Annotated in this window: 26 protein-coding genes; 13 read left to right on the forward strand and 13 right to left on the reverse strand. The window is 35.8% G+C overall.

Features of this window, described 5'->3' with window-relative positions; translation table 11 throughout:
• Window positions 1–7: 7 nt before the first annotated feature.
• On the forward strand, window positions 8–1,510 hold the full coding sequence (cysS, locus tag EW15_RS07230) for a cysteine--tRNA ligase (protein ID WP_038653676.1): 1,503 nt from the start codon (window positions 8–10) through the stop codon (window positions 1,508–1,510).
• Here the strand turns inward: cysS and EW15_RS07235 are convergent.
• On the reverse strand, window positions 1,507–2,832 hold the full coding sequence (locus EW15_RS07235; RefSeq protein ID WP_011824159.1) for a sodium-dependent transporter: 1,326 nt from the start codon (window positions 2,830–2,832) through the stop codon (window positions 1,507–1,509). The two genes, cysS and EW15_RS07235, sit on opposite strands and share 4 nt — an antisense overlap.
• Window positions 2,833–2,924: 92 nt before the next feature.
• On the opposite strand from EW15_RS07235, the gene EW15_RS07240 reads away from it, so the two are divergent.
• A complete protein-coding gene (locus EW15_RS07240) occupies window positions 2,925–4,163 on the forward strand; it encodes a 1-deoxy-D-xylulose-5-phosphate reductoisomerase (RefSeq protein ID WP_038653679.1) in 1,239 nt (412 codons plus the stop codon).
• A gap of 1 nt (window position 4,164) precedes the next feature.
• Here the strand turns inward: EW15_RS07240 and EW15_RS07245 are convergent, their stop codons facing one another.
• The 4 genes from EW15_RS07245 to EW15_RS07260 are packed head-to-tail and all read right to left on the reverse strand — an operon-like array spanning window position 4,165 to window position 8,135.
• Window positions 4,165–5,265, reverse strand: coding sequence for an alpha/beta fold hydrolase (locus tag EW15_RS07245; RefSeq protein ID WP_038653682.1), 1,101 nt, complete (start codon window positions 5,263–5,265; stop codon window positions 4,165–4,167).
• Window positions 5,249–6,688 carry an NAD(P)(+) transhydrogenase (Re/Si-specific) subunit beta gene (locus EW15_RS07250; RefSeq protein ID WP_038653685.1) on the reverse strand — a complete coding sequence of 480 codons (1,440 nt, stop codon included), beginning with the start codon at window positions 6,686–6,688 and terminating at the stop codon, window positions 5,249–5,251. Before EW15_RS07250 ends, EW15_RS07245 begins: the two co-directional genes overlap by 17 nt.
• Window positions 6,689–6,699: 11 nt before the next feature.
• On the reverse strand, window positions 6,700–6,993 hold the full coding sequence (locus EW15_RS07255; protein ID WP_011294842.1) for an NAD(P) transhydrogenase subunit alpha: 294 nt from the start codon (window positions 6,991–6,993) through the stop codon (window positions 6,700–6,702).
• Entirely contained in the window at window positions 6,990–8,135 is a 1,146-nt protein-coding gene (locus EW15_RS07260) for a Re/Si-specific NAD(P)(+) transhydrogenase subunit alpha (protein ID WP_038653688.1), read from the reverse strand. The genes EW15_RS07255 and EW15_RS07260 overlap by 4 nt, the downstream gene beginning before the upstream one ends.
• Before the next feature lie 149 nt (window positions 8,136–8,284).
• Between EW15_RS07260 and EW15_RS07265 the strand changes: the two genes are divergently transcribed.
• The 3 genes from EW15_RS07265 to trxB all read left to right on the forward strand — a co-directional run bounded on the left by EW15_RS07265 (window position 8,285) and on the right by trxB (window position 10,784).
• Window positions 8,285–8,863 carry a hypothetical protein gene (locus EW15_RS07265; RefSeq protein ID WP_038653691.1) on the forward strand — a complete coding sequence of 193 codons (579 nt, stop codon included), beginning with the start codon at window positions 8,285–8,287 and terminating at the stop codon, window positions 8,861–8,863.
• Window positions 8,864–9,070: 207 nt separating this feature from the next.
• Window positions 9,071–9,301 carry a hypothetical protein gene (locus EW15_RS07270; RefSeq protein WP_038653694.1) on the forward strand — a complete coding sequence of 77 codons (231 nt, stop codon included), beginning with the start codon at window positions 9,071–9,073 and terminating at the stop codon, window positions 9,299–9,301.
• Window positions 9,302–9,407: 106 nt separating this feature from the next.
• Complete coding sequence (gene trxB, locus EW15_RS07275) at window positions 9,408–10,784, forward strand: thioredoxin-disulfide reductase (protein ID WP_038653697.1); 1,377 nt, start codon at window positions 9,408–9,410, stop codon at window positions 10,782–10,784.
• A gap of 11 nt (window positions 10,785–10,795) precedes the next feature.
• Here the strand turns inward: trxB and infA are convergent, their stop codons facing one another.
• The 4 genes from infA to petM form a co-directional block, all read right to left on the reverse strand.
• A complete protein-coding gene (gene infA, locus EW15_RS07280; RefSeq protein ID WP_038653700.1) occupies window positions 10,796–11,065 on the reverse strand; it encodes a translation initiation factor IF-1 in 270 nt (89 codons plus the stop codon).
• A 76-nt stretch (window positions 11,066–11,141) separates the two neighbouring features.
• A complete protein-coding gene (locus EW15_RS07285; RefSeq protein WP_011294848.1) occupies window positions 11,142–11,357 on the reverse strand; it encodes a hypothetical protein in 216 nt (71 codons plus the stop codon).
• A 52-nt stretch (window positions 11,358–11,409) separates the two neighbouring features.
• Window positions 11,410–12,372, reverse strand: coding sequence for an NAD(P)H-binding protein (locus tag EW15_RS07290; protein WP_038655378.1), 963 nt, complete (start codon window positions 12,370–12,372; stop codon window positions 11,410–11,412).
• Window positions 12,373–12,427: 55 nt separating this feature from the next.
• On the reverse strand, window positions 12,428–12,526 hold the full coding sequence (gene petM, locus EW15_RS07295; RefSeq protein WP_011294850.1) for a cytochrome b6-f complex subunit PetM: 99 nt from the start codon (window positions 12,524–12,526) through the stop codon (window positions 12,428–12,430).
• 142 nt (window positions 12,527–12,668) lie between these two features.
• Between petM and EW15_RS07300 the strand changes: the two genes are divergently transcribed.
• Together EW15_RS07300 and ilvN are read left to right on the forward strand one after the other, a co-directional pair.
• Window positions 12,669–13,640 carry an alpha/beta fold hydrolase gene (locus EW15_RS07300; protein WP_038653705.1) on the forward strand — a complete coding sequence of 324 codons (972 nt, stop codon included), beginning with the start codon at window positions 12,669–12,671 and terminating at the stop codon, window positions 13,638–13,640.
• 4 nt (window positions 13,641–13,644) lie between these two features.
• On the forward strand, window positions 13,645–14,148 hold the full coding sequence (ilvN, locus tag EW15_RS07305; protein WP_038653708.1) for an acetolactate synthase small subunit: 504 nt from the start codon (window positions 13,645–13,647) through the stop codon (window positions 14,146–14,148).
• A 16-nt stretch (window positions 14,149–14,164) separates the two neighbouring features.
• Here the strand turns inward: ilvN and EW15_RS07310 are convergent, their stop codons facing one another.
• Window positions 14,165–14,875 (reverse strand): peptidylprolyl isomerase, encoded by a 711-nt coding sequence (locus tag EW15_RS07310; RefSeq protein ID WP_038653711.1) that lies wholly within the window; start codon window positions 14,873–14,875, stop codon window positions 14,165–14,167.
• On the reverse strand, window positions 14,862–15,389 hold the full coding sequence (locus tag EW15_RS07315) for a photosystem I assembly protein Ycf4 (protein ID WP_038655381.1): 528 nt from the start codon (window positions 15,387–15,389) through the stop codon (window positions 14,862–14,864). Before EW15_RS07315 ends, EW15_RS07310 begins: the two co-directional genes overlap by 14 nt.
• A gap of 5 nt (window positions 15,390–15,394) precedes the next feature.
• Between EW15_RS07315 and EW15_RS11690 the strand changes: the two genes are divergently transcribed.
• The 3 genes from EW15_RS11690 to psbC all read left to right on the forward strand — a co-directional run bounded on the left by EW15_RS11690 (window position 15,395) and on the right by psbC (window position 18,080).
• The gene (locus tag EW15_RS11690) at window positions 15,395–15,439 is read left to right on the forward strand and encodes a hypothetical protein (protein WP_369793877.1); all 45 of its coding nucleotides are present in this window, start codon (window positions 15,395–15,397) and stop codon (window positions 15,437–15,439) included.
• A gap of 198 nt (window positions 15,440–15,637) precedes the next feature.
• A complete protein-coding gene (gene psbD / locus EW15_RS07320) occupies window positions 15,638–16,714 on the forward strand; it encodes a photosystem II D2 protein (photosystem q(a) protein) (RefSeq protein WP_011294855.1) in 1,077 nt (358 codons plus the stop codon).
• A complete protein-coding gene (gene psbC, locus EW15_RS07325) occupies window positions 16,698–18,080 on the forward strand; it encodes a photosystem II reaction center protein CP43 (RefSeq protein ID WP_011824174.1) in 1,383 nt (460 codons plus the stop codon). The genes psbD and psbC overlap by 17 nt, the downstream gene beginning before the upstream one ends.
• A 76-nt stretch (window positions 18,081–18,156) precedes the next feature.
• Here psbC and EW15_RS07330 read toward each other — a convergent pair whose 3' ends face one another.
• Window positions 18,157–18,792 (reverse strand): nucleoside triphosphate pyrophosphatase, encoded by a 636-nt coding sequence (locus EW15_RS07330; RefSeq protein ID WP_038653714.1) that lies wholly within the window; start codon window positions 18,790–18,792, stop codon window positions 18,157–18,159.
• A gap of 71 nt (window positions 18,793–18,863) precedes the next feature.
• On the opposite strand from EW15_RS07330, the gene EW15_RS07335 reads away from it, so the two are divergent.
• Genes EW15_RS07335 through EW15_RS07345 form a run of 3 tightly spaced genes read left to right on the forward strand, consistent with a single transcriptional unit; the run spans window position 18,864 to window position 20,991 of the window.
• The gene (locus EW15_RS07335; RefSeq protein WP_038653717.1) at window positions 18,864–19,238 is read left to right on the forward strand and encodes an Npun_F0494 family protein; all 375 of its coding nucleotides are present in this window, start codon (window positions 18,864–18,866) and stop codon (window positions 19,236–19,238) included.
• Window positions 19,235–20,749, forward strand: coding sequence for a cobyric acid synthase (locus EW15_RS07340; RefSeq protein WP_038653720.1), 1,515 nt, complete (start codon window positions 19,235–19,237; stop codon window positions 20,747–20,749). Before EW15_RS07335 ends, EW15_RS07340 begins: the two co-directional genes overlap by 4 nt.
• 8 nt (window positions 20,750–20,757) lie before the next feature.
• Window positions 20,758–20,991 (forward strand): 2Fe-2S iron-sulfur cluster binding domain-containing protein, encoded by a 234-nt coding sequence (locus EW15_RS07345; RefSeq protein WP_038653723.1) that lies wholly within the window; start codon window positions 20,758–20,760, stop codon window positions 20,989–20,991.
• Window positions 20,992–21,212: 221 nt separating this feature from the next.
• Here EW15_RS07345 and EW15_RS07350 read toward each other — a convergent pair whose 3' ends face one another.
• Window positions 21,213–23,054: a tetratricopeptide repeat protein gene (locus EW15_RS07350; protein WP_052041203.1), complete on the reverse strand. Its 1,842-nt coding sequence runs from the start codon at window positions 23,052–23,054 to the stop codon at window positions 21,213–21,215.
• Window positions 23,055–23,125 lie beyond the last annotated feature (71 nt).

Here is a 23,125-nt window from a genome sequence, read left to right on the forward strand (position 1 = left end):
TAAGAAATTGTCCCTAAAATTCACAAACACCTTATCCAAAAAGAAAGAGGATTTTATTTCTATAAATCCTAATCAAGTTAAAATATATTGTTGTGGTGTAACTGTTTATGATCTTTGTCATCTTGGTCATGCAAGAAGTTATCTTAATTGGGATGTATTAAGACGGTTTTTAATTTGGAAAGGATTTGAAGTTAAATTTGTACAAAACTTCACTGATATTGATGACAAAATTATTAATCGAGCAAATAAAGAAGGATGTTCTACTGATGAATTAAGTGAAAGAAATATTAATGAATTCCACAAAGATATGGATACTCTTTCCATTCTTAGACCAACTAGCATGCCAAGAGCAACAAAATGCCTCCATCAAATTATTAATTTCATAAAAGAATTAGAACAAAAAAAAGTAGCTTATTCATCAAATGGTGATGTTTATTTTTCAGTAGATAAACATAAAAATTACGGGAAACTTAGTGGAAGAGAAATTGAGAATCAGATAGATAATGCAGCCGGGAGATTAAAAACAAATCAAAAAGAAAGTAAAAAGAATTCGCTTGATTTTGCTCTCTGGAAAAAGTCCAACTCAGATGAGGTTAGTTACTCTTCACCTTGGGGAAATGGCAGGCCAGGTTGGCATATTGAGTGTTCAGCAATGGTTAAAGAAGAATTAGGAGAAAGTATTGATATTCACCTTGGCGGATCAGACCTTATATTTCCTCATCATGAGAATGAAATAGCTCAATCTGAAGCCTGTAATGGGAAAGAGTTAGCAAAATACTGGCTACACAATGGAATGGTTAATGTGGGGGGTGAAAAAATGAGTAAATCTCTAGGGAATTTTACAACCATTAGGTCTTTATTAGATGAAGATATTTCACCTATGACTTTGAGATTTTTTGTGTTACAAACTAATTACCGAAAGCCACTAGATTTTACTGAAGAAGCGCTAAAAGCTGCTTCAAAAGGGTGGGATAGATTAAATAATTGCCTGTCTTTTGGTTATATTTATAAAATTAAAGATCAAGTTAAAAACGAAATCAACCTGGATAATCCGATAAAAAGATCTGCCAACAGTAAACTTGATAAAGACTCATTTAAATTATTATCAGACTTTGAAAACTATATGGATGACGACCTAAATACATCTGGAGCTTTATCTATACTTTTTGAATTGTCTCAACCTATTAAAAAATGCCTAAATTTATTAAAAGGAAAAGATATCAGTGAAATTGACAAAGATCTTTTAAATGAAGTTTTTAATAAATGGGAACTACTCACTGAGTTAGCAGGAGTTCTGGGCTTAAAAGTAAATTTAAATCAAGAAAAACCAAAAAACAATCCTGAACTTGACACTAATAAAATTGAAGAACTTATAAAGAATAGATCCTTAGCAAAAGCTAATAAAGACTTTTTACTCGCTGATAAGATAAGAGCTGATTTGAAAAATATTGGAATTGATTTGATTGATAAACCTAAAGGGGTTACTGAATGGAAACAACTTTCAGATTAAGCAAATGTTTCTATTGTAGATAAGACTGTTAAATAAAGTCCAATAGCAATAACTGGTGGAGACACCCAGCGCAGCATAAACTTTAGATACCTTCTAACTCTTAAATTAGCATTAGAATTTGCAAGATCCTCATCATAACGATTTGGAACAATCCAGCCCAAAAGAATTGAAATTAGAAGACCACCTAATATCAAGAGTGTATTACAGATAGCATCGGACTTGCCTAAAAAGTCTGTAGAAATAGCAGACGGTATTCCAATCAAAAAGATCACTAATGTTGAAGTCCAAACGGCCTTCTTTCTACTCCAATTCAGCCTGTCCATTAAAGAAGATACTGGTACTTCCATTAATGAAATAGAAGAAGTAATAGCAGCTATAAAGGCCAATCCAAAGAAAACGGCAGCAATCAATCTCCCAAACAATCCAAGATTTGCAAATCCAGTTGGAAGAGCGATAAATAAAGTCCCAACAGTTGATTCACTGATAACATCTTTCAAACCAAAACTCATAACTACAGGGAATGTAATCAGCCCTGCGAGTAAGCCCACAGCAGTATCCAAAGTTGCAACTCTCAAAGCTTCTTTAGGAAGATGATTTTTACGGTTTAGATATGAGGAATAGGCAACCATAATTCCAATACCCAAACTTAAAGAAAAGAAAGCTTGTTTAAATGCATTACTTATTGTGTTTTTATCAAAAAGTTGAGATGAATCCCATTTAAGTAAAAATGATGTATATCCTTCCCATGCACCAGATAAAGTTGCAGCCCATATAGCTAACAACAAAAGGAGTCCAAATAAAAATGGCATTGCCCATTTTGTTAGTTTTTCTATACCTCCGCGAACACCTGCAACCACAACAAAAGCAGTTAACAATAAGCTGATTATTTGACCTACAAATACACTATTGCCACTGCTAATTTTACCAAAAAATTCTCCCGCCTCAGTCATATCTGAGGGTAGGCCAATAAATAAGGAATGGAAAAAAGTATCAATTGTCCATCCCATTATCACTGCGTAATAAGAAAGAATTCCACAAGAAGCTATTGCAAATAACCAACCTAGAGGCTTCCAATTCTCTCCAGCAGCTTTGATTGGAGCAAGAAAAGGACTACTTGCAGTGCTTCTCCCCAAGACCATCTCTGCAACTAAGACAGGTAGGCAAACAACTAAAACTACCAATACATATAGGATAAGAAAGGCAAGTCCACCGCCTTGAGATGACCTATAAGCAAAGCCCCAAAGATTTCCAAGGCCTACAGCACTACCGGCCGCAGCGAGCGCGAATCCCAGTCCTGATCTCCATTGTTCCCTTTCTTGCATAATAAATCTCTATTAAAATCCAGAAGAAACTGGTAAATATATAACTGGGTTATACCTTTAAATGGGAGACTGGTCATACTTGACTTCACAATGTGAAAGCCATAAGCGTTTTAGGATCAACAGGATCTATTGGAACTCAAACCCTTCAAATTGCAGAAGAGTTTCCTGATCAATTCAAAATTGTTGCACTAACAGCAGGAAAGAATCTTGATTTAGTAATCAAACAAATTGAAACTCATCAACCTGAAGTCGTTTCACTAGCCGATGAGTCTCTTTTGCCAGAACTGTCTAGAAGAATAAATAGTCTCAATGAAGATTCAAAAATATTAAAGAAGCCCTTATTAATGGCGGGAGCCGAAGGACTTAATACTGCAGCAGCTTGGGAAAGTGCAGATCTTGTTGTAACTGGAATAGTTGGCTGTGCAGGCCTCCTACCAACACTTGCAGCTATTGAAGCAGGGAAGGACCTAGCTCTAGCAAATAAAGAAACTTTGATTGCAGCAGGACCAGTTGTCATTCCTGCTTTAAAAAAAAGTGGAAGTAGACTCTTGCCTGCAGATTCTGAACACTCAGCGATATTTCAATGTCTCCAAGGAACGCCATGGGCTGACAATGCAAGACTCTCAACTGGAGTGCCTACTCCAGGATTTAAATCAATACAATTAACCGCATCAGGAGGAGCATTTAGAGATTGGAAAGCTGAAGATTTAGTCAAAGCAACTGTCGAGGATGCGACTAGCCATCCTAATTGGAGCATGGGAAAGAAAATAACTGTAGATTCTGCAACCCTTATGAATAAGGGACTCGAAGTCATTGAAGCGCATTATCTTTTTGGTCTTTCATATGAGCAAATCGAAATCATTATCCATCCACAAAGCATCATTCACTCGATGGTTGAATTGGATGATTCATCAGTTTTAGCTCAATTGGGATGGCCAGATATGAAGCTCCCTATTTTGTATTGCTTAAGTTGGCCTAGTCGACTTAAAACACCATGGCCAAGATTAAAGCTTACTGAAATAGGTAATTTAACTTTTACAGAACCAGATACTAAAAAATATCCATGTATGGAACTTGCTTACAGCGCAGGAAAATTAGGGGGGACAATGCCAGCAGTGCTTAATGCAGCTAATGAAAAAGCAGTAGAACTTTTTCTAAAAGAAAGGTTTAAATTTATCGATATTCCAAAAGTAATTGAGGCGATTTGCGAGAAACATAAATGCGACCTAAATCTAAATCCAAGCCTCAGTGAAATTCTTGAAATTGACAACTGGGCAAGAGAAGAAGTTTTAGATTATTCAGAAAAAAATATTACAAAGATGCAGTTTTAGATTAAATAGTTTTCAAAGATAAAAACCATTTAGAAACAACTTGATCGCCCCAACAACCTTGAACACCATGAAATCCATTATGTCCTCCTTTCTCAGTAAAAATAAATTGATTATCTATTTGATTATTAGAAGATTTCATTTTTTCCATTAGCTTTTCAGCAGCTAAAAAAGGCACCCAAGGATCATCTTTGGATTGAATAAATAATGTTTTAGGAAGAGATTTTTTATTTTCTATAAGAGAGAAGAAGGGAGATGCTTTTGCATAATATTCTCCAACATCTTTATATCCCCACCTTGGAGCAGTTATCAAATTATCAAAAGATCTAATATCATTTATCTTTCTTTCTTTATCCTTTCTATTTATTAACAATGCATTCTTTTCCGTCTCTTCTATTCCAAAAGGATCTTCTAAAGTTTGCCTAATCAAACGATTTAACAACCATTTTTGATAAATAAAATTTCTTGGCCTTTCAATAGAAGAACTACATTCATTCAAATCCAAAGGACTACTTATACATACCAATCCATCCAATAAAGACTCATCACACATGCAAGCATTTAAAAGAATAGTTCCACCCAAAGAAATCCCAGCTCCAAAGACAGGAACATTTTTTGAAGATTGATAGTCTTCAGTTAATTGATATGAAATCTCTCTGGCACGCCTTAATACAGGAATCAAATCACTATTGCATTCAGCAGCATAGGTACCATCAACAAAATTCCTACATGGATCTGAACCTCTCAAATTAAGCTTCAATACAGCGAAATTTGATTGCACCAAAGCACTCGCCATCCTAGTCAAGCCTCTTCTGCGAGTAGAACCACCAAGACCATGGAGAAGAAGAACTAAACCATTAATGCTCGATACACTTGATGGCTTATCCAAGTAGGCAACCAAGAAGCCTCCTCCTTCCTTTCTACTTTTTAGAGGTGGGACCTTTATACGAATTTCAGATGAATAGGCATCAGGCAATTCATCTGAGGCAAAGGTATCTCTTAGTGTCTGAAGGTCAGGACCGATCCAAGGGAGACGCTCTTTAAAAGGGCTTATTCCTAGCTCTGAGAGTAAATCTTCTTTTGTTAAATTATCCTTTACTCCCAACTCCAAGCTCCTTTAATTCCAATAAAAGATCTCCAAGAACCTTTTTTGCATCTCCAAAAACCATAGAGGTATTTTGCAAATCAAAAAGGTCATTTTTTATTCCTGAATATCCAGCACTCATTCCTCTCTTAACAACAAATACAGTTCTAGCTTCTTGAACATCTAAAACTGGCATTCCATACAAAGGTGAGGTCTGATCATACTTGGCCTGAGGATTAACCACATCATTCGCTCCTAAAACCAATACAACATCCGTCGCAGGAAATTCAGGATTGATTACATCCATTTCTTTTAATTGCTCATAAGGAACATCTGCTTCGGCTAACAGAACGTTCATATGACCAGGCATTCTTCCTGCAACAGGATGAATAGCATATGCGACTTCAATGTCGGCGTTTTCTAAAACTCTGGTGACCTCTCTAAGTGTGTGCTGAGCCTGAGCCACAGCAAGACCATAACCAGGAACAATCACGACTCTCTCTGCCGCCTCAAGAGTAAGTGCACATTCTTCTGGACTGCAACTAGTAATATTTGTATATTCTCCCCCTCCACCTCCTGAAGCAACAGAACTAGCTCCAAGTGCACCCCCAAATAATACAGAAACTAAAGATCTGTTCATACCATCGCACATCACTTGAGTAAGTATTAATCCAGCAGCTCCAACCATTGCACCGGCTACAATCAAAAGTTGACTACCTACAACAAAGCCTGCCGCTGCTGCTGCAACTCCTGAGTAGCTATTTAGCAAGGATATAACTACAGGCATATCGGCTCCTCCAATAGGAAGAGTCACTCCAATACCCAGCAAGGTTGAAGCAATTACAATAAGAAATAGACCATTTTGTCCATCGATTGAAAGATAGATTCCACCTATCAAAGCAATAACAGCACAAAGAATATTGAAAAAATGCCTAGCTTTGCTTTGGGTCCAAGTTGGTGTAGAAAGCCAACCTTGAAGCTTGGCCATTGCCACAATTGATCCAGAAAATGTAATGGCTCCAACAAAAAGTGAAACGACTATGGAGAAATTTCTAATAAGTTCACCGACCACACCATCTGAGCCATCTGTCGAGGGGAACAAAGCCACACCAAGTGCCACCAATAGCGATGACATCCCCCCACAACCGTTAAACAAAGCTACTATCTCAGGCATCGCAGTCATTGGAACCCTTTTAGCAGTTAAGGCACCTAAAAGACCTCCGATTAAAGTTCCAGAAATTATCCAAATCCAAGAGTTAATAGTAATGCCTATGGTTCCTTGAGAGTTAAGCAATACTCCAAAAGCAGCCAATATCATTGCAATGGCGGCAAGCCTATTCGCCTCTCTTGCTGATCTAACTTTTGAAAGGCCTTTGATACCTAAAGCAAGCAATAAAACTGCCAGGAGATCAATAGCAAACTTAACGGGGGCAATAAAAGTCATAAGAGATAATCCTATTTACGAGTTTTTTTACGACTAAACATTGCAAGCATCCTGTCTGTTACAAGGAAGCCACCAATCACATTAAACAAAGCAAATCCAAGAGATATTGATCCAATTATTAGTAAAGGTAAATTATCTCCAGATTTTATTATTAAAGTTAAAGCGGCAAGCATCGTGATGCCTGAAATTGCATTAGCCCCACTCATTAGTGGAGTGTGCAAAGTTGGAGGTACTTTTCCTATAAGCTCTAATCCCAAAAGGCTTCCAAGGAGAAGCACCCAAAGAGCTTCACTAAAAAAACTCATGACCTAGTTCCTCCATTCTCAATAATCTCTGATTTGAGTATTACTCCATCCTTACTAATCAAAGAACCAGCAATAAGCTCATCATCGTTATCAATTAAAAACTTACCCTCTTTAAACATTGGCTGAAGAAGAGACAATAAATTTCTCGAATATAAAGAACTTGCATGATTTGGTATTGAGCAAGGGAGATTAGAAGCACCCACAATCTTGACCCCCTTTCTAACAATAGTTTCTCCTGATTTTGAACATGCACAATTACCACCACTAAGCACAGCAAGATCAACCACTACCGAACCAGGACGCATTTCATCCAACATATTTTCATCAATTAGTTTGGGGGCTTTTTTACCAGGCACCTGAGCAGTGCAAATTGCTACATCAGCTTCAGATAATTGCTTTGCCAATTCTTTTCTTTGCGCGATTATAAATTCATCAGAGACTTGTTTTGCGTATCCACCTGACTCTGATGGGGTTTCGTCAATCTTGGGAAGTTCAATAAATCTTGCTCCTAGTGATTCAACTTGCTCCTTTACATCCTCACGAATATCACTCACATAAACAACAGCACCAAGTCTTTTTGCTGTTGCAATAGCTTGAAGCCCTGCAACACCAGCACCTAAAACAACAATTTTCGAAGGCTGAATAGTACCGGCAGCAGTCATCAACATTGGAAAATATCGGTCAAGAGCACTCGCAGCTAAAAGTACAGATTTATATCCAGCAATATTTGCCTGAGAAGACAACGCATCAGATGATTGAGCTCTGCTAATTCGAGGGAGCAACTCCAATGCTATTGCAGTAATTTTTTTGGATTTTAATGTTTCGGCTAACAATATATTTCCGTAAGGGTTAAGAAGACCAACAAGAAAACATCCCTGTTTTAAATGCGAAAGAAATTTTTCATTAGGAGGCTGCACACAGAGAACAATATCAACAAGTTTTTTTACTTCATCATTGTCTATTTCAACTAATTCAGCCCCAGCGTCTACATAACTAGCATCCAAAAAGCCTGCAGCCTTTCCTGCTCCTTTTTCAAAAAACACTTTACAGCCTAAGTCCAAAAACTTTTTAACGGTCTCTGGAGTAGCTGAAACGCGTGTTTCTCCTAAAGCTGATTCAAATGGAATTAAGAAACTGACCAAGGTAAAAAAATTTATCCTCTTAAAGATTAGGGGAGTAAACGACTAGAGGAGTAAACGTTTTAATACCAGCATTTTTAGTTAAGAAAGGTTTTCGTAATAGTTTTTCTTGGCTATGAAGTAATTGAGCAAAAAGTTATCGATCAGAAAAAATGAGTCTTACCGCGATCGAATGTCCAGATGGTGTGTGTCATAGCCATCACGGTGGCCATGCTGTTCCAAGAACAGCCATGCAAAAGAATCTTCAAAGTCATGGGAAAGAGTGGTGCGAGCGCTTAGCAGAACGAATTTATGAAATGTCTGTAGACACATTTTCTCAGACAGTCATGCCTAGTCTTCATTCATCTGGATGGCAAAGAAAACATCTTGACTGGGAATTCAAGCTAGCGAATAAAGAATCTGAGCCTGATGAAGCGCTGGTTGAGGGAATAATTAATGCTACTGAAAGTTTTTTGAGAAGCAGTGAAGTTCATCGCTTATTTATCCAAGAACTTATACAAGGAACGTTTGCTGAAGCAAAGGATGACAAATTGCCATCTAAGGCGGTTAGGAAAGTAATAGAAAATGAAATAATAGTAATGATCGAAGGAAAGAAAGAAGAATTAACAAATAAGATTGCTAAGGCATTGGAAGAAGAAGCAAACGGAGACTTAGAATTAGCAAAAAATGCAGCTATTGAAGGTATAAACGATGTTGAAAAATTATTGATAAATCATACAGAGGCAGTGTAATCAGCCCTTAATTCGTATAATATATCCTATTAGATTAACTATCAATACTTCTATCGATAGAGGCATATTTATATCATTTTTCAATTATTAAGGAAATCTAAAATCTTAAGTGATAATTTCGTTTTCCAGACAAAACGCTAATTTGTACCAAAAAACACAAGTTAACCACCCATTGGCATGTAAAGGTGTGCTCGTTGGGGATTAATCATGAATGCTTCTTTCAATAAGAGAATAAGTATTGCGAGCTGTTGGGCTGCCAGCCGAATAGCTTTACTTGATAGCGTGGAAAGATATGAAGATAGTTACGCTATCAGCCAAGAATTTTGTGAATGGATTACTTGTATAAACACTTACCCTGAGGGAATAAAAGCCTCAACTTTAAAGGTTCCTGATTTCCAAAGAGAAAATTTTGACGCTGATGAACTTTTAGAACGTTGATTTTAAATAAATTTGAGATTTAAAAAAATAATCTGATTTATTAATGCTTTAAATACACTTTCACGATTTTTCTAATATCGTATAATTCTGTCTGATTTGGTATTGCATGCCAGCCGAGAAAAAAGAATTAAAAACTGAGAATTTAGTAATTATAGGTTCAGGACCCGCTGGGTATACAGCTGCCATCTATGCGGCTAGAGCGAATCTACAACCACTTATTGTTACTGGGTTTGAGAAAGGTGGAATCCCAGGTGGTCAATTAATGACAACAACATTTGTAGAGAATTTCCCAGGCTTTCCAAATGGAGTTCAAGGCCCAGAATTGATGGATTTAATAAAAGCACAAGCTGTGAGATGGGGAACAAATCTAATTGAAGAAGATGCCATATCAATTGACCTAAGCAAAAGACCCTTTTCTATTGTTACTACTACCCAAAAAATCAAAACAAACTCCTTAATTATTTCCACCGGAGCAAGCGCCAATCGTCTAGGTCTTAAAAATGAAAAATTATTCTGGAGTAAAGGTATTAGTGCCTGTGCAATTTGCGATGGAGCAACCCCTCAATTTAGAAACGAAGAACTTGCCGTAATTGGAGGAGGGGACTCGGCTTGTGAAGAAGCCGAATATTTAACAAAATATGGAAGCCATGTACATTTGTTAGTCAGATCAAGAAAACTAAGGGCTTCTGCTGCAATGGCCGATCGAGTAGAAGCAAATCCCAACATTACGATTCATTGGGAGACAGAGCTTTTAGATGTTATCGGTAATGATTGGCTGGAGAAATTAAAAGTTAAACGAAGAGACTCTAACCAAGAAGATGAAATTTTAGCTAAGGGACTTTTTTATGCAATTGGCCATACTCCCAACACCTCTTTATTTACCAACCAGTTAAGAACAGACTCAAAAGGTTACTTACTAACAAAACCTGGAAGACCTGAAACCTCATTAGAAGGTGTTTATGCCGCTGGAGATGTTGCTGATTCTGAATGGCGACAAGGTGTTACTGCGGCAGGCAGCGGTTGCAAAGCAGCTTTAGCTGCTGAAAGATGGCTCACAAAAAACAACTTAGCAACACTTATAAAAAGAGTTGAATTAGAGCCCTCAAAAGCTGAGACAACAAAAACTTTAGAAATTAGTAACGAGGTAAATTTTGACCCCGACAAGACATGGCAAAAGGGAAGTTATGCATTAAGAAAGTTGTATCACGAGACAGAAAAACCTCTCTTCGTAGTTTATACATCCAGCAGTTGTGGCCCTTGTCACATTCTCAAGCCCCAACTTCATAGAGTTCTTAACGAGTCAAAAGGGAACGCTATAGGTGTTGAAATTGATATTGAAAATGACCAAGATATTGCCAAACAAGCGGAAGTAAGCGGGACTCCAACGGTTCAACTTTTTAAAAATAAGGAATTAAAAAAACAATGGAAAGGCGTTAAAGCAAGAAGTGAATATAAAGCCGCATTAGATGAACTAATTAATTAGCAATTCAAGGTCTATCTTTTTCGTGGCCCTCCTGGTCTATTGCCACCTTGCCTTCCTCCTCCAGGGCCTATGTTTCTTTCTCTATATGTAATACGTCCACGTGTTAAATCATAGGGACTGATTTCAACAAGAACTTTATCTCCTGCAAGCAATTTTATTCTGAATTTTGTTAATTTTCCTGCTGCCCTACATAAGCATTGATGTCCAGCGGGCTGTTCAAGAGTTACAAGATAAAATCCATTGCCTTGTTCTTTTTCAATAACGCCGGATGTTTCAATCATGTGTTTTTTTTTGCATCACTAATTAACTAAAATGATTGTATTCTAAAAAGTCTTTAATTAACCAATAAATGTATATTTAACTAAAAATGTCTTGCAACTCTCTAGCAGTTTGAAATTGTCCATAATAATAATTCGCAGAAGCTCTTAAGCCTGCATCAGCTAAACCATCAAAAGCTTCAAAACCAATACTTTTCCATAATTCATTACCACATAACTTATCTAGTTCCGAAGACGCTTCTTTAGATAGATTTTCTAATCTTCTATTCAGGTTCTTAATTTGACTAATAGACATCGCAGAAGGTTGTTTTTCTAATAGTACATATTAACTATTTTTTTGCAATAGCTTAAATTGGGAATTTCTTTTTTTCTTCAATATCAAGATCAACTCCTATATCTTTAAGCCTTTTCAATATGACTCCGTAATACTCTTTTATATAACCTTCCATTGTTGTTGTATCAGCTTGATTCAACCCAAAAGCTGTATAAGTATCTTCCATCGGAGCATCCAACTTCCCTCCACTGCCGCTCAATTCAGAGAAAGAGAGCCTCTCTGCAACATTCAATGTTGGTTCGAAAAACGATACAACTGACTGAGCAATAGAAATTATTGTTGGGGAAACTTTTAATACTCTTGCTTTTTTTTCACTGAACTTTTCGCATAAATCAACTAATCCTTTAGCACTCCATGCTTTCGGTCCAACTATTGGAAATCTTCCTTTTATGGTTTGAGGCCTATCTAAGGCTGCAACAGCAAATCGAGCAATATCCTGCGTATTCATATAAGCAATATCAGTAGGATTTCCACTTATCCAAACTGGTTCATTATTTAATATGGGAATAGCAAATTGACCTATGGCTCCTTGCATGAAAGCAACACCTTGAAGAATGGTGTAATCCAAGGAGGAACTTACCAGCAATTCTTCAGTACAGTATTTGATATCCATTAATGGAATTTCTCTATACTTCTCCGCTGCTAGCAATGATAAGAAGACTACTCTTTTTACATTTTTTTCTTCGCAAGCATTAAATAGATTTAATTTTCCATCCCAATCCGTTTCGTAGACGCTGCGTGGATCATCAGGTCTACTGGTTGCTGCATCAATAACAGCATCAACGCCATCAAGTGCATACTCAATATCTTCTTTATTTATTAAATTTCCACGAGTCAATTCGCATCCCCACTCTTGAAGAAATGAAGCAGCTTTTGGTTTTCTAACCATACAGCGCACTTTATGCCCTGCATCTATGGCGTTTTTGGCTATTTGGCGACCAAGAGTTCCTGTGCCACCAATCACCAGAACTTGCATAGTTGAATTCATTACAAGAATCGAGCTTAAATGGGCAAACTATGGATTGTGGAAATTAATCACCTTGAAGTTTCAAGAGAAGGACTCCTCCTAAAAGCCCAACGGGTATCAAAACCCAAAAGACTGCAGCGATTCCAAAAATTTCTGATGCCATTCAGATAACTTAACTCATTACTATTAAAACCTAAAGACCTTACATTCAGGCCACAATCGAAAGGCATGAGCAAATTTTTAAAATAAACTTAAAATGAAACTATAAATAATAAAAAACAAAGTTAAAGTAATTTTTGATCTAAATGCAGCAAAATATTCTTAATAAAGAGTCTTTAATGGGATCTCCAGATTGGGGTGAGTCTAAATATTGGAGCTACAAAGATCTTAGGGTTCACTTCAGAGAGACTGGAAAGGAATCTGATCCTCCCATAGTTTTAGTTCATGGGTTTGGAGCTAGCTGTGATCACTGGAGAAATAATGCAGAAATATTTGCATCAGAAGGTTTTAGGGTCTTCGGAATAGATTTAATTGGTTTTGGGAAATCAGAGCAAAATCTTCCAAGAAAAATAAATCATTTAGATAATCAATTTTGGGCAAATCAATTAGCTTCTTTTCTTGATGAAATTGTAGACATTCAAAAGAACGGAAAGGTTATATTGATTGGAAATTCATTGGGAGCTTTAACAGCAATAACAATTCTCTCTAACAGACCAGAGTTAATAAAAACAATAATTGCAGCACCACTACCAGAGCCAGTTTTTGTTAATCCAATTAAATTTTATTTTCCAAATTGGCTTTTAAAAGTTAAAAGTTTTTTGATAAAGATTGTATTTCATTTATTTCCACTTAAAGCCTTAGTAAATTTAATATCAAAAACAAAATTAATTACTTTTGCTCTTCAAAGCGCCTATTTTCGCACAATTTCAAATGACACTGCACTAAAAAGGATAGTTACAGTCCCTGCCAGGAGAGTCAATGCCTCCAAAGCTCTTAGAGCTATGTGCATAGGAATGAGCAATAGACCAAATTCTGCAAAAGGTCCGTCTATTATTGACAAAATTCAAAACCTACCAAATCGTCCACCAATTTTATTAATTTGGGGCAAACAGGATAAATTGATACCTATATTTTTAGCAAAAAAACTAATAAAGCTCCATCCTTGGATTAAATTAACGGTAATTAATGAATCAGGCCATTGTCCCCACGATGAATTACCGGAACATTTCAATCAAATTGTTATGAGATGGCTTAAGAGCTTAAAAACTTCTAAGTAAAAATATGAAGCACACACTTTCAGTTTTAGTTGAGGATGAGTCTGGAGCATTAAGCAGGATTGCAGGCCTTTTTGCACGTAGAGGATTTAATATTGACAGCCTTGCTGTTGGTCCTGCAGAAGCCAAAGGGATATCTAGATTAACAATGGTCGTTCAAGGTGACGAATCGACGCTTCAACAAATGACCAAACAACTCAACAAATTAATAAATGTTTTAGAAGTTCTCGATTTAACAACTTTACCTGCTGTAGAAAGAGAGTTAATGCTCTTGAAAGTCTCGGCATCATCTCAAAACAGAGGAAAAATATTAGATCTTGTTCAAGTCTTTAGAGCAAAAGTTGTAGATGTTTCGGATAGTGCTCTGACACTTGAAGTTGTTGGAGATCCAGGCAAACTTGTTGCTCTAGAAAATTTATTGAAGCCTTATGGAATTTTAGAAATCGCGAGAACAGGTAAAGTTGCTCTTAAGAGGGCCTCAGGTGTAAACACAGAAATGTTAAAAAGCTAAAAATTAATAGTTTCCCTCAAGGTTCAACTCTTTTAGCTTCAATTATAAAATCTTCTTCTTGAATTATATCAACTACATTCATACCATTAATCACTTTTCCAAAGACAGCATACCTTCCATCAAGTTCAGGTAAAGACTTTAGTAAAATATAAAACTGCAAATTTGCTGAATTTACTGATTTAGACCTCGCCATAGATAAATATGATCTTTTATGCTTAAGTTCAATATTATTTATTTGACTAGGCGCATCAATTTCTTTTCCATATATTGGTAAATTTTTCGTCTTTAGTTTTATTTCCAAGGGAATATATCTTTTCCTTCCTGTTTTAGTATCTATAAACTTATTTTGATTTCCTATTGAAGTATTGTCTCCGCCTCTTACGATAAAAGGGTAAGGTTGGTTAATAACCCTATTAAAAATTGTTTTATTATAGGCACCTTTTTCTACAAAATCTATAAAGTTTCCAACGGTTATTGGAGCAGATTTTCCATATAGTTCTAGCGTTATCTTTCCTTTATTAGTAATTAATAAAACATATTCATTTGAATCTATGCATGGGAGTTTTGTCTTAGAACATATATTTATATCTTCACTTTTATTTATACTTGAACATCCTGATATTAAAAATAAATTGACAACTAGAAAGATATAAACTGGTTGAAAAATCTTATAAGTTAAAATTGAATTATTTGAAAGTCTTATAATTTTGTTTTTAAATTCCTTCAAGATTAACCTCTAAAAACCTCGCAATTTCAGCACCCTCATTCTCTAAATCTAATAATGGTTTAGGAGATCCAACTCTGGATATTGGTAAATCCTTCCTACCTTTAATTCTCAAAGATACTCTCCTAAGTGGATTAAAACCTTCTCTTACCTCTAATTTCACAGCTTTAATCTCATCAATGGGGATTTCTATTTCGATATTCCTTAATAAACCTCTCCGAGACAAAGATAAAACTCCTTTATTTTTATCAAATCTATTTATGCCAGAACCATAATCGATGCTTATAAGTCTCCAAAAATAAATAGCCAATAAGAAAGCCGCTACACCATAAAGACCCATAACCAATCCTTGAGGAACAAAAATCAGGGTAGAAGGATTTCCTAGTGGTAAAAAGTCTCTTCCAAAATAACTAGAGAATGAAGCCAACAAAAAACCAACCCCGCCGATAGTTAGCATCGAAGCAACAAGATAGTTCGAAACCTTACGCGAACCTTTAATTTTCTGTTCCAGAACCAAACCAGATAACTCTTTTTCTGATTGGCTTAGCTTTGATTCAGATGACATAATCTAATGAAATTGGGAAGAACATCCCTTTCAAAACATTATAGAGACTAAGTTTTTGACTATTAATAAGTAGCAATAAAAAAAATTGATTTTATCTCATTTCAATACAAGGGATTTCATCAAGTTAAAGATTTACCCACAAACCCCGTCATCGTTGTTAAAGTCCTCGACGTATACAAAAGCTCAGCAACGCTCCTCCCATGACGATCGCTGTTGGAAGCGCAACAGAACGAGGTTGGTTTGACGCCCTCGATGACTGGTTAAAGCGCGACCGATTCGTATTTGTTGGTTGGTCTGGACTACTACTCTTCCCTACGGCTTTCCTAGCTATTGGTGGATGGTTTACAGGTACAACCTTCGTTTCTTCCTGGTACACCCATGGTGTAGCCAGTTCTTACCTTGAGGGATGCAATTTCCTCACAGCCGCTGTTAGTACTCCTGGCGATGCCATGGGTCACAGTCTTCTATTCCTTTGGGGACCAGAAGCTCAGGGCGATTTAACACGTTGGTTCCAACTTGGTGGCCTTTGGAATTTCGTTGCTCTTCACGGCGCGTTTAGTCTTATCGGCTTCATGCTTCGTCAATTCGAAATTGCCAGACTAGTTGGTATCCGTCCATATAACGCACTTGCTTTCTCAGCAGTTATTGCAGTATTTACTGCTTGCTTCCTTATCTATCCATTAGGACAGCACAGTTGGTTCTTCGCTCCTTCTTTTGGAGTTGCAGCAATATTCCGTTTCATCCTCTTCATTCAAGGATTCCACAACATTACGCTTAACCCATTCCACATGATGGGAGTAGCAGGAATTCTTGGTGGTGCTCTTCTTTGTGCTATTCACGGTGCAACAGTTCAGAACACTCTTTATGAAGATTCAAGTCAGTACTCTGAAGGTAAAGCTCAGAGTTCAACATTTAGAGGTTTCGATCCAGTTCAAGAAGAAGAAACTTACTCATTTATTACAGCAAACCGTTTCTGGAGTCAGATTTTCGGAATTGCTTTCTCAAATAAGCGTTTCCTTCACTTCTTGATGCTCTTCGTACCAGTAACAGGTATGTGGGCTGCATCAATTGGAATCGTTGGATTAGCTCTAAACCTTCGTGCTTACGACTTTGTTAGCCAAGAAATCAGAGCTGCTGAAGATCCTGAATTCGAAACTTTCTACACAAAAAATATCCTTCTTAATGAAGGTATGCGTGCATGGATGTCTTCTGTAGACCAACCACACGAAAACTTTGTATTCCCTGAGGAGGTACTCCCACGTGGAAACGCCCTTTAATAGTTTACTCAACGCTCCTAATCAAAGTCTTGAAGAGACTGGTTACGCCTGGTATGTAGGAAATGCAAGGCTAATCAATCTTTCAGGAAGACTTTTAGGCGCTCACATTGCTCACGCAGGACTAATTGTGTTCTGGGCAGGCGCGATGATGCTTTTCGAAGTAAGTCACTTCACCATGGATAAACCCATGTGGGAACAAGGCTTAATTTGTATGCCTCACGTAGCCATGTTTGGATACGGCATTGGTCCAGGTGGAGAAGTCACAGATGTATGGCCTTTCTTCATTGCTGGTGTTATTCACCTAGTTGCATCTGGAATCCTTGGCTTTGGTGGTGTTTTTCACTCCCTCGCAGGTCCAGAGAAACTTGAAGAAGATTTCCCATTCTTCTCAACTGACTGGAGAGATAAAAACCAAATGACCAACATTCTTGGTTTTCATTTGGTTGTTCTAGGCGTTGGTGCTCTTCTATGGTCCATTAACTGGATGTACATAGGTGGTGCATACGACACTTGGGCTCCTGGTGGAGGAGAAGTTAGGTTGATCAACCCAACACTCGATCCAAGAATTATTTTTGGATATTTACTATCAACCCCTTGGGGTGGTGGTGGTTGGATGGTTGGTGTTAACTCAATGGAAGATATTGTCGGAGGACATGTTTACCTGGGAGTGATTGAAATAATTGGTGGTCTTTTCCATATCTTCACTCAGCCTTATGGATGGGCAAGGAGAGCCTTTATCTGGAACGGTGAAGGACTTCTAAGTTATGCGTTAGGTGGAATCTGTGTCGCAAGTTTTGTTGCCTCATGTTTCATCTGGTTTAACAACACTGCCTATCCATCTGAGTTCTACGGTCCAACAAACGCTGAAGCTTCTCAGGCCCAAAGTTTTACATTCCTAGTTCGCGACCAACGAATTGGAGCAAATGTAGGTTCAACAATGGGTCCGACTGGTTTAGGTAAATACCTAATGCGTTCTCCTACTGGTGAAATCATCTTTGGTGGAGAGACTATGCGTTTTTGGGATTTCCGAGGACCTTGGCTTGAGCCTCTTAGAGGACCAAATGGTCTCAGCCTTGAGAAGATTCAAAATGATATTCAGCCTTGGCAGGTTCGCCGTGCTGCTGAATACATGACACATGCTCCAAACGCTTCTATCAACTCAGTTGGTGGAATCATTACTGAGCCTAATGCTGTTAACTTTGTTAACTTGCGTCAATGGCTAGCAGGTGCTCAATTCTTCCTTGGTTGGTTTACTTTTGTAGGTCATCTTTGGCATGCTGGTCGTGCTAGAGCCGCTGCAGCTGGATTTGAAAAAGGTATCAGTCGTTCACAAGAGCCTGCTCTTTCAATGCCTGATCTAGATTAGATCTCTTAATAAATAAAAAAAGCCCTCTAATAAGAGGGCTTTTTTTATTGTTAAAAATATTTGACCTTAAAATTATTTATCTATCTAAAAGCAAGCGAGATAAACCAAATTTTTCTAAATTATTTTTTAACCAAGGTAAGCTAAGACCAATAACGTTGCTAAAACATCCATCTATTTTTTTAATAAAAAGTCCTCCATTTCCCTCAATGGCAAAGCCTCCTGCACAATTGTATGGTTCTGAAGTTGAGGCATATTTATTAATCTCAAAATTGGATAAATTCATAAATTCAATTTTTGTGCTCACAACTCCCTCGCAACTATTATTTTGTGAAATACTTTCCATATCAGATTTAGAATTATCCAACGAAATCAAATAGTGACCAGTATGTAAGAAACCAGATTGACCAGACATTCTTTGCCATCTAGATATCAATTGCTCTTTATTAATTGGCTTTTCGAAAATTTCCCCCTTAAACTCAAACAAAGAATCACAACCTAATAAAGCTTGATAAGTATTTAAGACATGATTTTCTTCTATCAACTTTTTTAATGCACTGTCAGCTTTACCCTTGGCTAATAATTTGACCTTCAAAATTGGATCTGGTTCCTGAAGCTGTGTCTCATCAAAATCACTTACAATAACTTTGTGCCTCAAAGCTATTTGATCAAGTAATTTTTGACGTGCTTTGGATGCAGAGGCAAGCACAAACATAGAAAACTAAATTTTTTAATACTTACGATCATTATTGATCTTCTATTTAAAAAATAAATCCTTTTAATTAAATGTTGCTGATTGACCAAAAAATCTTTAGAAGAGCAAAAAAAGGGATTAGGAATTGTCCCTTTAACTTACTTCTTTTTCAAAGTCTTCAAAAAGAGAGTCTTAGTGCTCAAGATGTTTTTGAAAATAAATCAAAATATTTGAGACAGGAATTTATGTTTATCAATAGTTCTTTATTCATCGAGAATGAATTTCTTAAATTAATTAAAATTGGTGTATTAAGAAGGGAAGTTGATGGCCAAGGGCTTACTTCAAAAGTTCGTATTACACCAACAGGAAGAAAAGTACTAGAAAGCCATGCAGATTTATTTACTAAAAGATTATCGCTTATAAAAAAATTAATTAAATGCCTAAAGTATCAATTATCACCGAGATGAACATAGATCTCAAAAGGACTCCACTCATGGTTTTAGGAACCTCAAGTGGCGCAGGTAAAACGCTCATAGCTACTGCTATTTGTCGATGCTTAAAAAGGAAAGGGGAACAGCCAATACCTTTTAAGGGCCAAAACATGAGCAATAACGCTTGGGTTGATACGAAGGGAAGAGAAATGGCATATTCTCAAGCCCTTCAATCCTGGTCTGCAGGCTTAGAGCCAAGTGCTGAAATGAATCCTGTGCTTCTAAAGCCAAAAGGGGATTGTACAAGTGAAGTAATTCATCTAGGCAAAAGTGTCGGCACTAGCAGAGCGATCAATTATTACGAAGACTGGTTCGATTCAGGATGGGAGGCTATTAAAAAAGGCCTAGCAATATTATTAAAGAGTAAAACCGACGGAAGACTGATTATTGAAGGGGCTGGAAGTCCCGTAGAAGTGAATTTGCAACATAAAGATCTTACAAATTTGAAATTAGCAAAATTTCTAAATGCAAATTGTATTTTAGTAGCAGATATTGAAAGAGGAGGCGTTTTTGCTCAGATCATTGGAACAATTGCATTGATGAAACCTGATGAAAAAAAATTAATTAAAGGAATAATTATTAATAGATTCAGAGGTGACAAAGCCTTATTCGAATCAGGCGTCACATGGATAGAAAAAGAAACAGGAATCCCAGTTTTAGGAATATTACCGTGGCTAAAAGAGATTTTTCCACCTGAAGATTCCCTTGACTTACTTGAAAGGAAACAAATAAATCAAAGTGCAGAAATAGAAATAGCAATAATAAAATTACCTAGGATTAGCAATTTTTCTGATTTAGATCCTTTCTTTAGCGATTCAAGTATTCAAATGCGATGGATAGAACCTGGACAAGACCTAGGTAATCCAGATGTATTAATAATTCCTGGAAGCAAACAAACAATTAAAGATTTAGAAAGTCTAAATAAAACTGGTTTGAGCAATCAAATAAAAAATTATGCCAAAAAAGGGGGAAATATTTTTGGCATATGTGGAGGGTTACAAATGCTAGGAAAAACATTGGAAGACCCACACAAGCAGGAAAGTATTAATGAAATAAGTGCATCTTCAAATATGGGGATGAACCTTTTGCCAATCAAAACAACTTTTGGAGAAAGCAAGCACACCTCTCAAAGAGAAGAAAAAGTTTCATGGCCAGGTTCTCAGAATATAAAGGGGTTTGAAATGCATTACGGGGAAAGTAAGTTGATCAATAATAAAGATTCCGAAATTATTTCACTATTTAAAAACAGTTCTTTAGGGTGGGTAATTGAAAAAAAAGATAAAAGTTTTATTGGAGGAACTTATTTACATGGCATTTTTGAAAATGATGAATGGCGTAGGCAATGGATCAATAAAATAAGACAGAAAAAGGGATTAAATCATTTAAGAATTGATGAAGAGAATAATAATGATAAAAGAGAAAAATTATTAGATTTATTAACTGATGCCTTCGAAAAAAATATAAATATAGATATTTTAATCAAATGATTTAAACAATGAATACTGTAAAAATTAACTGGCCTAATAAGAAATCAAGCAATTGTTCTCCTGGAGATGATTGGTTAAAAGCTGCCTATGAAGCTGATATCGAGATTCCTACTGGATGCCTAGGAGGAAGCTGCGGTGCTTGCGAAATAGAAGTCAACGGAGAAGTTGTACGTGCATGTATTGCTAATGTTCCAAACAAAAAAGAACTAAATGTTGAATTTTTTAGTGATCCTTATTGGTAAAAAAAAAATCCAACTTTTTGATAATCAATATTATTTCTATGCTCTTCTAATAGCTCTAATAGAATCTTTATAATCTTCTATTTTATACTTTAATTCACTAATAAGCTTTATTCATTTATCACCTCGTCTCTTCTTATTTCACTAATAACTTTTTTATAATCTGGGATTAAGATTAAAAAAAATATATAAGGAAAGTACAAAAATATTCTTTCCTAATAGTTTCAAGACAGTAACTCTTTTAATTTCTGTTCTAATTCTTTAGTATATAATTTAGAATTAAAAAGATTTGATGATTCTCTTTGATTCCTTAGTTTATCTTTTAAAAGTTTAATTTTATCTGGATTCATTGCAAGATTTAGCGCTAATTGTTCATATTCATCTTCACTATGAGTAATAAGTTCTGGTAAGCCAATAGATGTAAGCAAGCTAGCAGATACTCTTGCAGCAAAGCTCTCGCCAATTTTAGTTAAGACTGGCAGCCCTGACCAAAGGGCATCGGATGTTGTTGTGTGTCCGTTATAGTTAAATGTATCTAAGCCAATATCTCCAAGTGAATGCCTGGCAAGATGCTTTTCTAAAGGCAACCTATCAGCGAATACTAAACTTTGAGGATCTACATTCCTTTTTTTTGCCTCTAAATATAAATTTTCAACAGACCATTTATTAGATTTGTAGAGCCAAAGAACACTTCCCTTTACTTTTTTAAGAAGCCTCATCCAAATATCGAATTCTTTGAATGTAATTTTTTTTGTTGCATTAAAACAAGTAAATACTATTCCTTTTTCAGGAAGTTGAAAATCTGTACGTTTAAATTTATCTTTAGAAATTACTTTCTTATTATCATTGCATTGGTAACAATGTGGCATTCTTATTATCTTTTCTGAATAGAATTTTTCATATTTTTTGGGAATTATAATATTGTCAGCTATAATATAGTCAATAGAACTTGATCCTAGTGTACCTGGATAACCAAGATAATTAATTTGAATAGGAGCAATACGATAAGAAAAAATAGACATCCTATTATTATTTGTATATCCCATGAGATCTACAGCTATATCAATTTGATCATCTCGAACTAATTTAACTACATCTAAATCACTTATCCCATATAAATATTTTAATGAAAATACAAATTTTTTTAAACTTTTTGTGAATTTATTTTCTTCAGCATTAAATGAATATATATATATATCGAAACTAGAATTATCATGTAATTCAAAAATCCTATATATCAAATGCATCACAGGATGATCTTTAAAGTCTGCAGAAAAATAACCGATACGAATTTTTTTATGTTTTTTATTTTTAATAAGTTTTTCTTGTCGAGCAAATCTTTTTTTATAAAGATTTTGGGATCTTTGTAATTGCTTAGAAGCGTTATCTTCAGCATACATTGTACTCATCGGTTCAATTGAACCACCCTTTATACCTAAATCTTTTAGCCAATAATTCTGATTATTTAAATCACTCCAATCACATATTTGTGCTTTACATTCAATTAACACGGACTTTGCCTTTGCAAAATCAGGATTTAATTCTAAAGCTTTTTTATAATTGAATATTGCCTCAGGGTAATCACCTGAAGCCCTTAAAGTATTTGCCAAATTAAAGTATGCATCTGTAAAAAAAGGATCTAATTCAATAGCTTTTTTTAATACACTTTCAGATTCTTTTAATTTGCCAAGATCTTTATAAATCGTTCCTATATGAGAATATGCATGAGGGCTTTGGGGATATAAGTTAATTGATTTTAGATAGAGCTCGATTGCCTTATTTAATTGACCAGACGTCTGAAAAATAATTCCATAATTTGCGAAAACACTAGGATCGGAATAACCTTGATCTAAAAATAATTGATAATATTTAGAAGCTTCTAAGTAATTTCCTTTTATCATTGAGCTATTTGCCTGCGTTATGATTTCTTCTTTATTAAATTTAATAGAACTATTTGTATAAAAAACAGAATTTTCAGCTATTTTATCAAGAGAAAAAGGGACAAAAAATAAATCCTTACAACTAAGATTCGCTTTTAATATGATTTTTTTGTTTCGTTGTACCAATCTCGATACTTGCAATAGCTTGATATTCTAAATATAGACCAATAGAAGTCTTCAAAAGTTTAAATCTCTAA

Source organism: Prochlorococcus sp. MIT 0801 (assembly GCF_000757865.1).
Lineage (GTDB): Bacteria > Cyanobacteriota > Cyanobacteriia > PCC-6307 > Cyanobiaceae > Prochlorococcus_B.

What these genes read in the sequence shown, in the direction of transcription:
- EW15_RS07340 (WP_038653720.1), top strand. Translation starts at nt 19,235, where the DNA reads ATGAACATAGATCTCAAAAGGACTCCACTCATGGTTTTAGGAACCTCA.
- EW15_RS07235 (WP_011824159.1), bottom strand. Translation starts at nt 2,832, where the DNA reads ATGCAAGAAAGGGAACAATGGAGATCAGGACTGGGATTCGCGCTCGCT.
- infA (WP_038653700.1), bottom strand. Translation starts at nt 11,065, where the DNA reads ATGATTGAAACATCCGGCGTTATTGAAAAAGAACAAGGCAATGGATTT.
- petM (WP_011294850.1), bottom strand. Translation starts at nt 12,526, where the DNA reads ATGGCATCAGAAATTTTTGGAATCGCTGCAGTCTTTTGGGTTTTGATA.
- EW15_RS07300 (WP_038653705.1), top strand. Translation starts at nt 12,669, where the DNA reads ATGCAGCAAAATATTCTTAATAAAGAGTCTTTAATGGGATCTCCAGAT.
- EW15_RS07335 (WP_038653717.1), top strand. Translation starts at nt 18,864, where the DNA reads ATGTTGCTGATTGACCAAAAAATCTTTAGAAGAGCAAAAAAAGGGATT.
- EW15_RS07255 (WP_011294842.1), bottom strand. Translation starts at nt 6,993, where the DNA reads ATGAGTTTTTTTAGTGAAGCTCTTTGGGTGCTTCTCCTTGGAAGCCTT.
- EW15_RS07270 (WP_038653694.1), top strand. Translation starts at nt 9,071, where the DNA reads ATGAATGCTTCTTTCAATAAGAGAATAAGTATTGCGAGCTGTTGGGCT.
- psbD (WP_011294855.1), top strand. Translation starts at nt 15,638, where the DNA reads ATGACGATCGCTGTTGGAAGCGCAACAGAACGAGGTTGGTTTGACGCC.
- EW15_RS07285 (WP_011294848.1), bottom strand. Translation starts at nt 11,357, where the DNA reads ATGTCTATTAGTCAAATTAAGAACCTGAATAGAAGATTAGAAAATCTA.
- EW15_RS07265 (WP_038653691.1), top strand. Translation starts at nt 8,285, where the DNA reads ATGAGTCTTACCGCGATCGAATGTCCAGATGGTGTGTGTCATAGCCAT.
- EW15_RS07250 (WP_038653685.1), bottom strand. Translation starts at nt 6,688, where the DNA reads ATGACTTTTATTGCCCCCGTTAAGTTTGCTATTGATCTCCTGGCAGTT.
- EW15_RS07330 (WP_038653714.1), bottom strand. Translation starts at nt 18,792, where the DNA reads ATGTTTGTGCTTGCCTCTGCATCCAAAGCACGTCAAAAATTACTTGAT.
- EW15_RS07290 (WP_038655378.1), bottom strand. Translation starts at nt 12,372, where the DNA reads ATGCAAGTTCTGGTGATTGGTGGCACAGGAACTCTTGGTCGCCAAATA.
- trxB (WP_038653697.1), top strand. Translation starts at nt 9,408, where the DNA reads ATGCCAGCCGAGAAAAAAGAATTAAAAACTGAGAATTTAGTAATTATA.
- EW15_RS07345 (WP_038653723.1), top strand. Translation starts at nt 20,758, where the DNA reads ATGAATACTGTAAAAATTAACTGGCCTAATAAGAAATCAAGCAATTGT.
- ilvN (WP_038653708.1), top strand. Translation starts at nt 13,645, where the DNA reads ATGAAGCACACACTTTCAGTTTTAGTTGAGGATGAGTCTGGAGCATTA.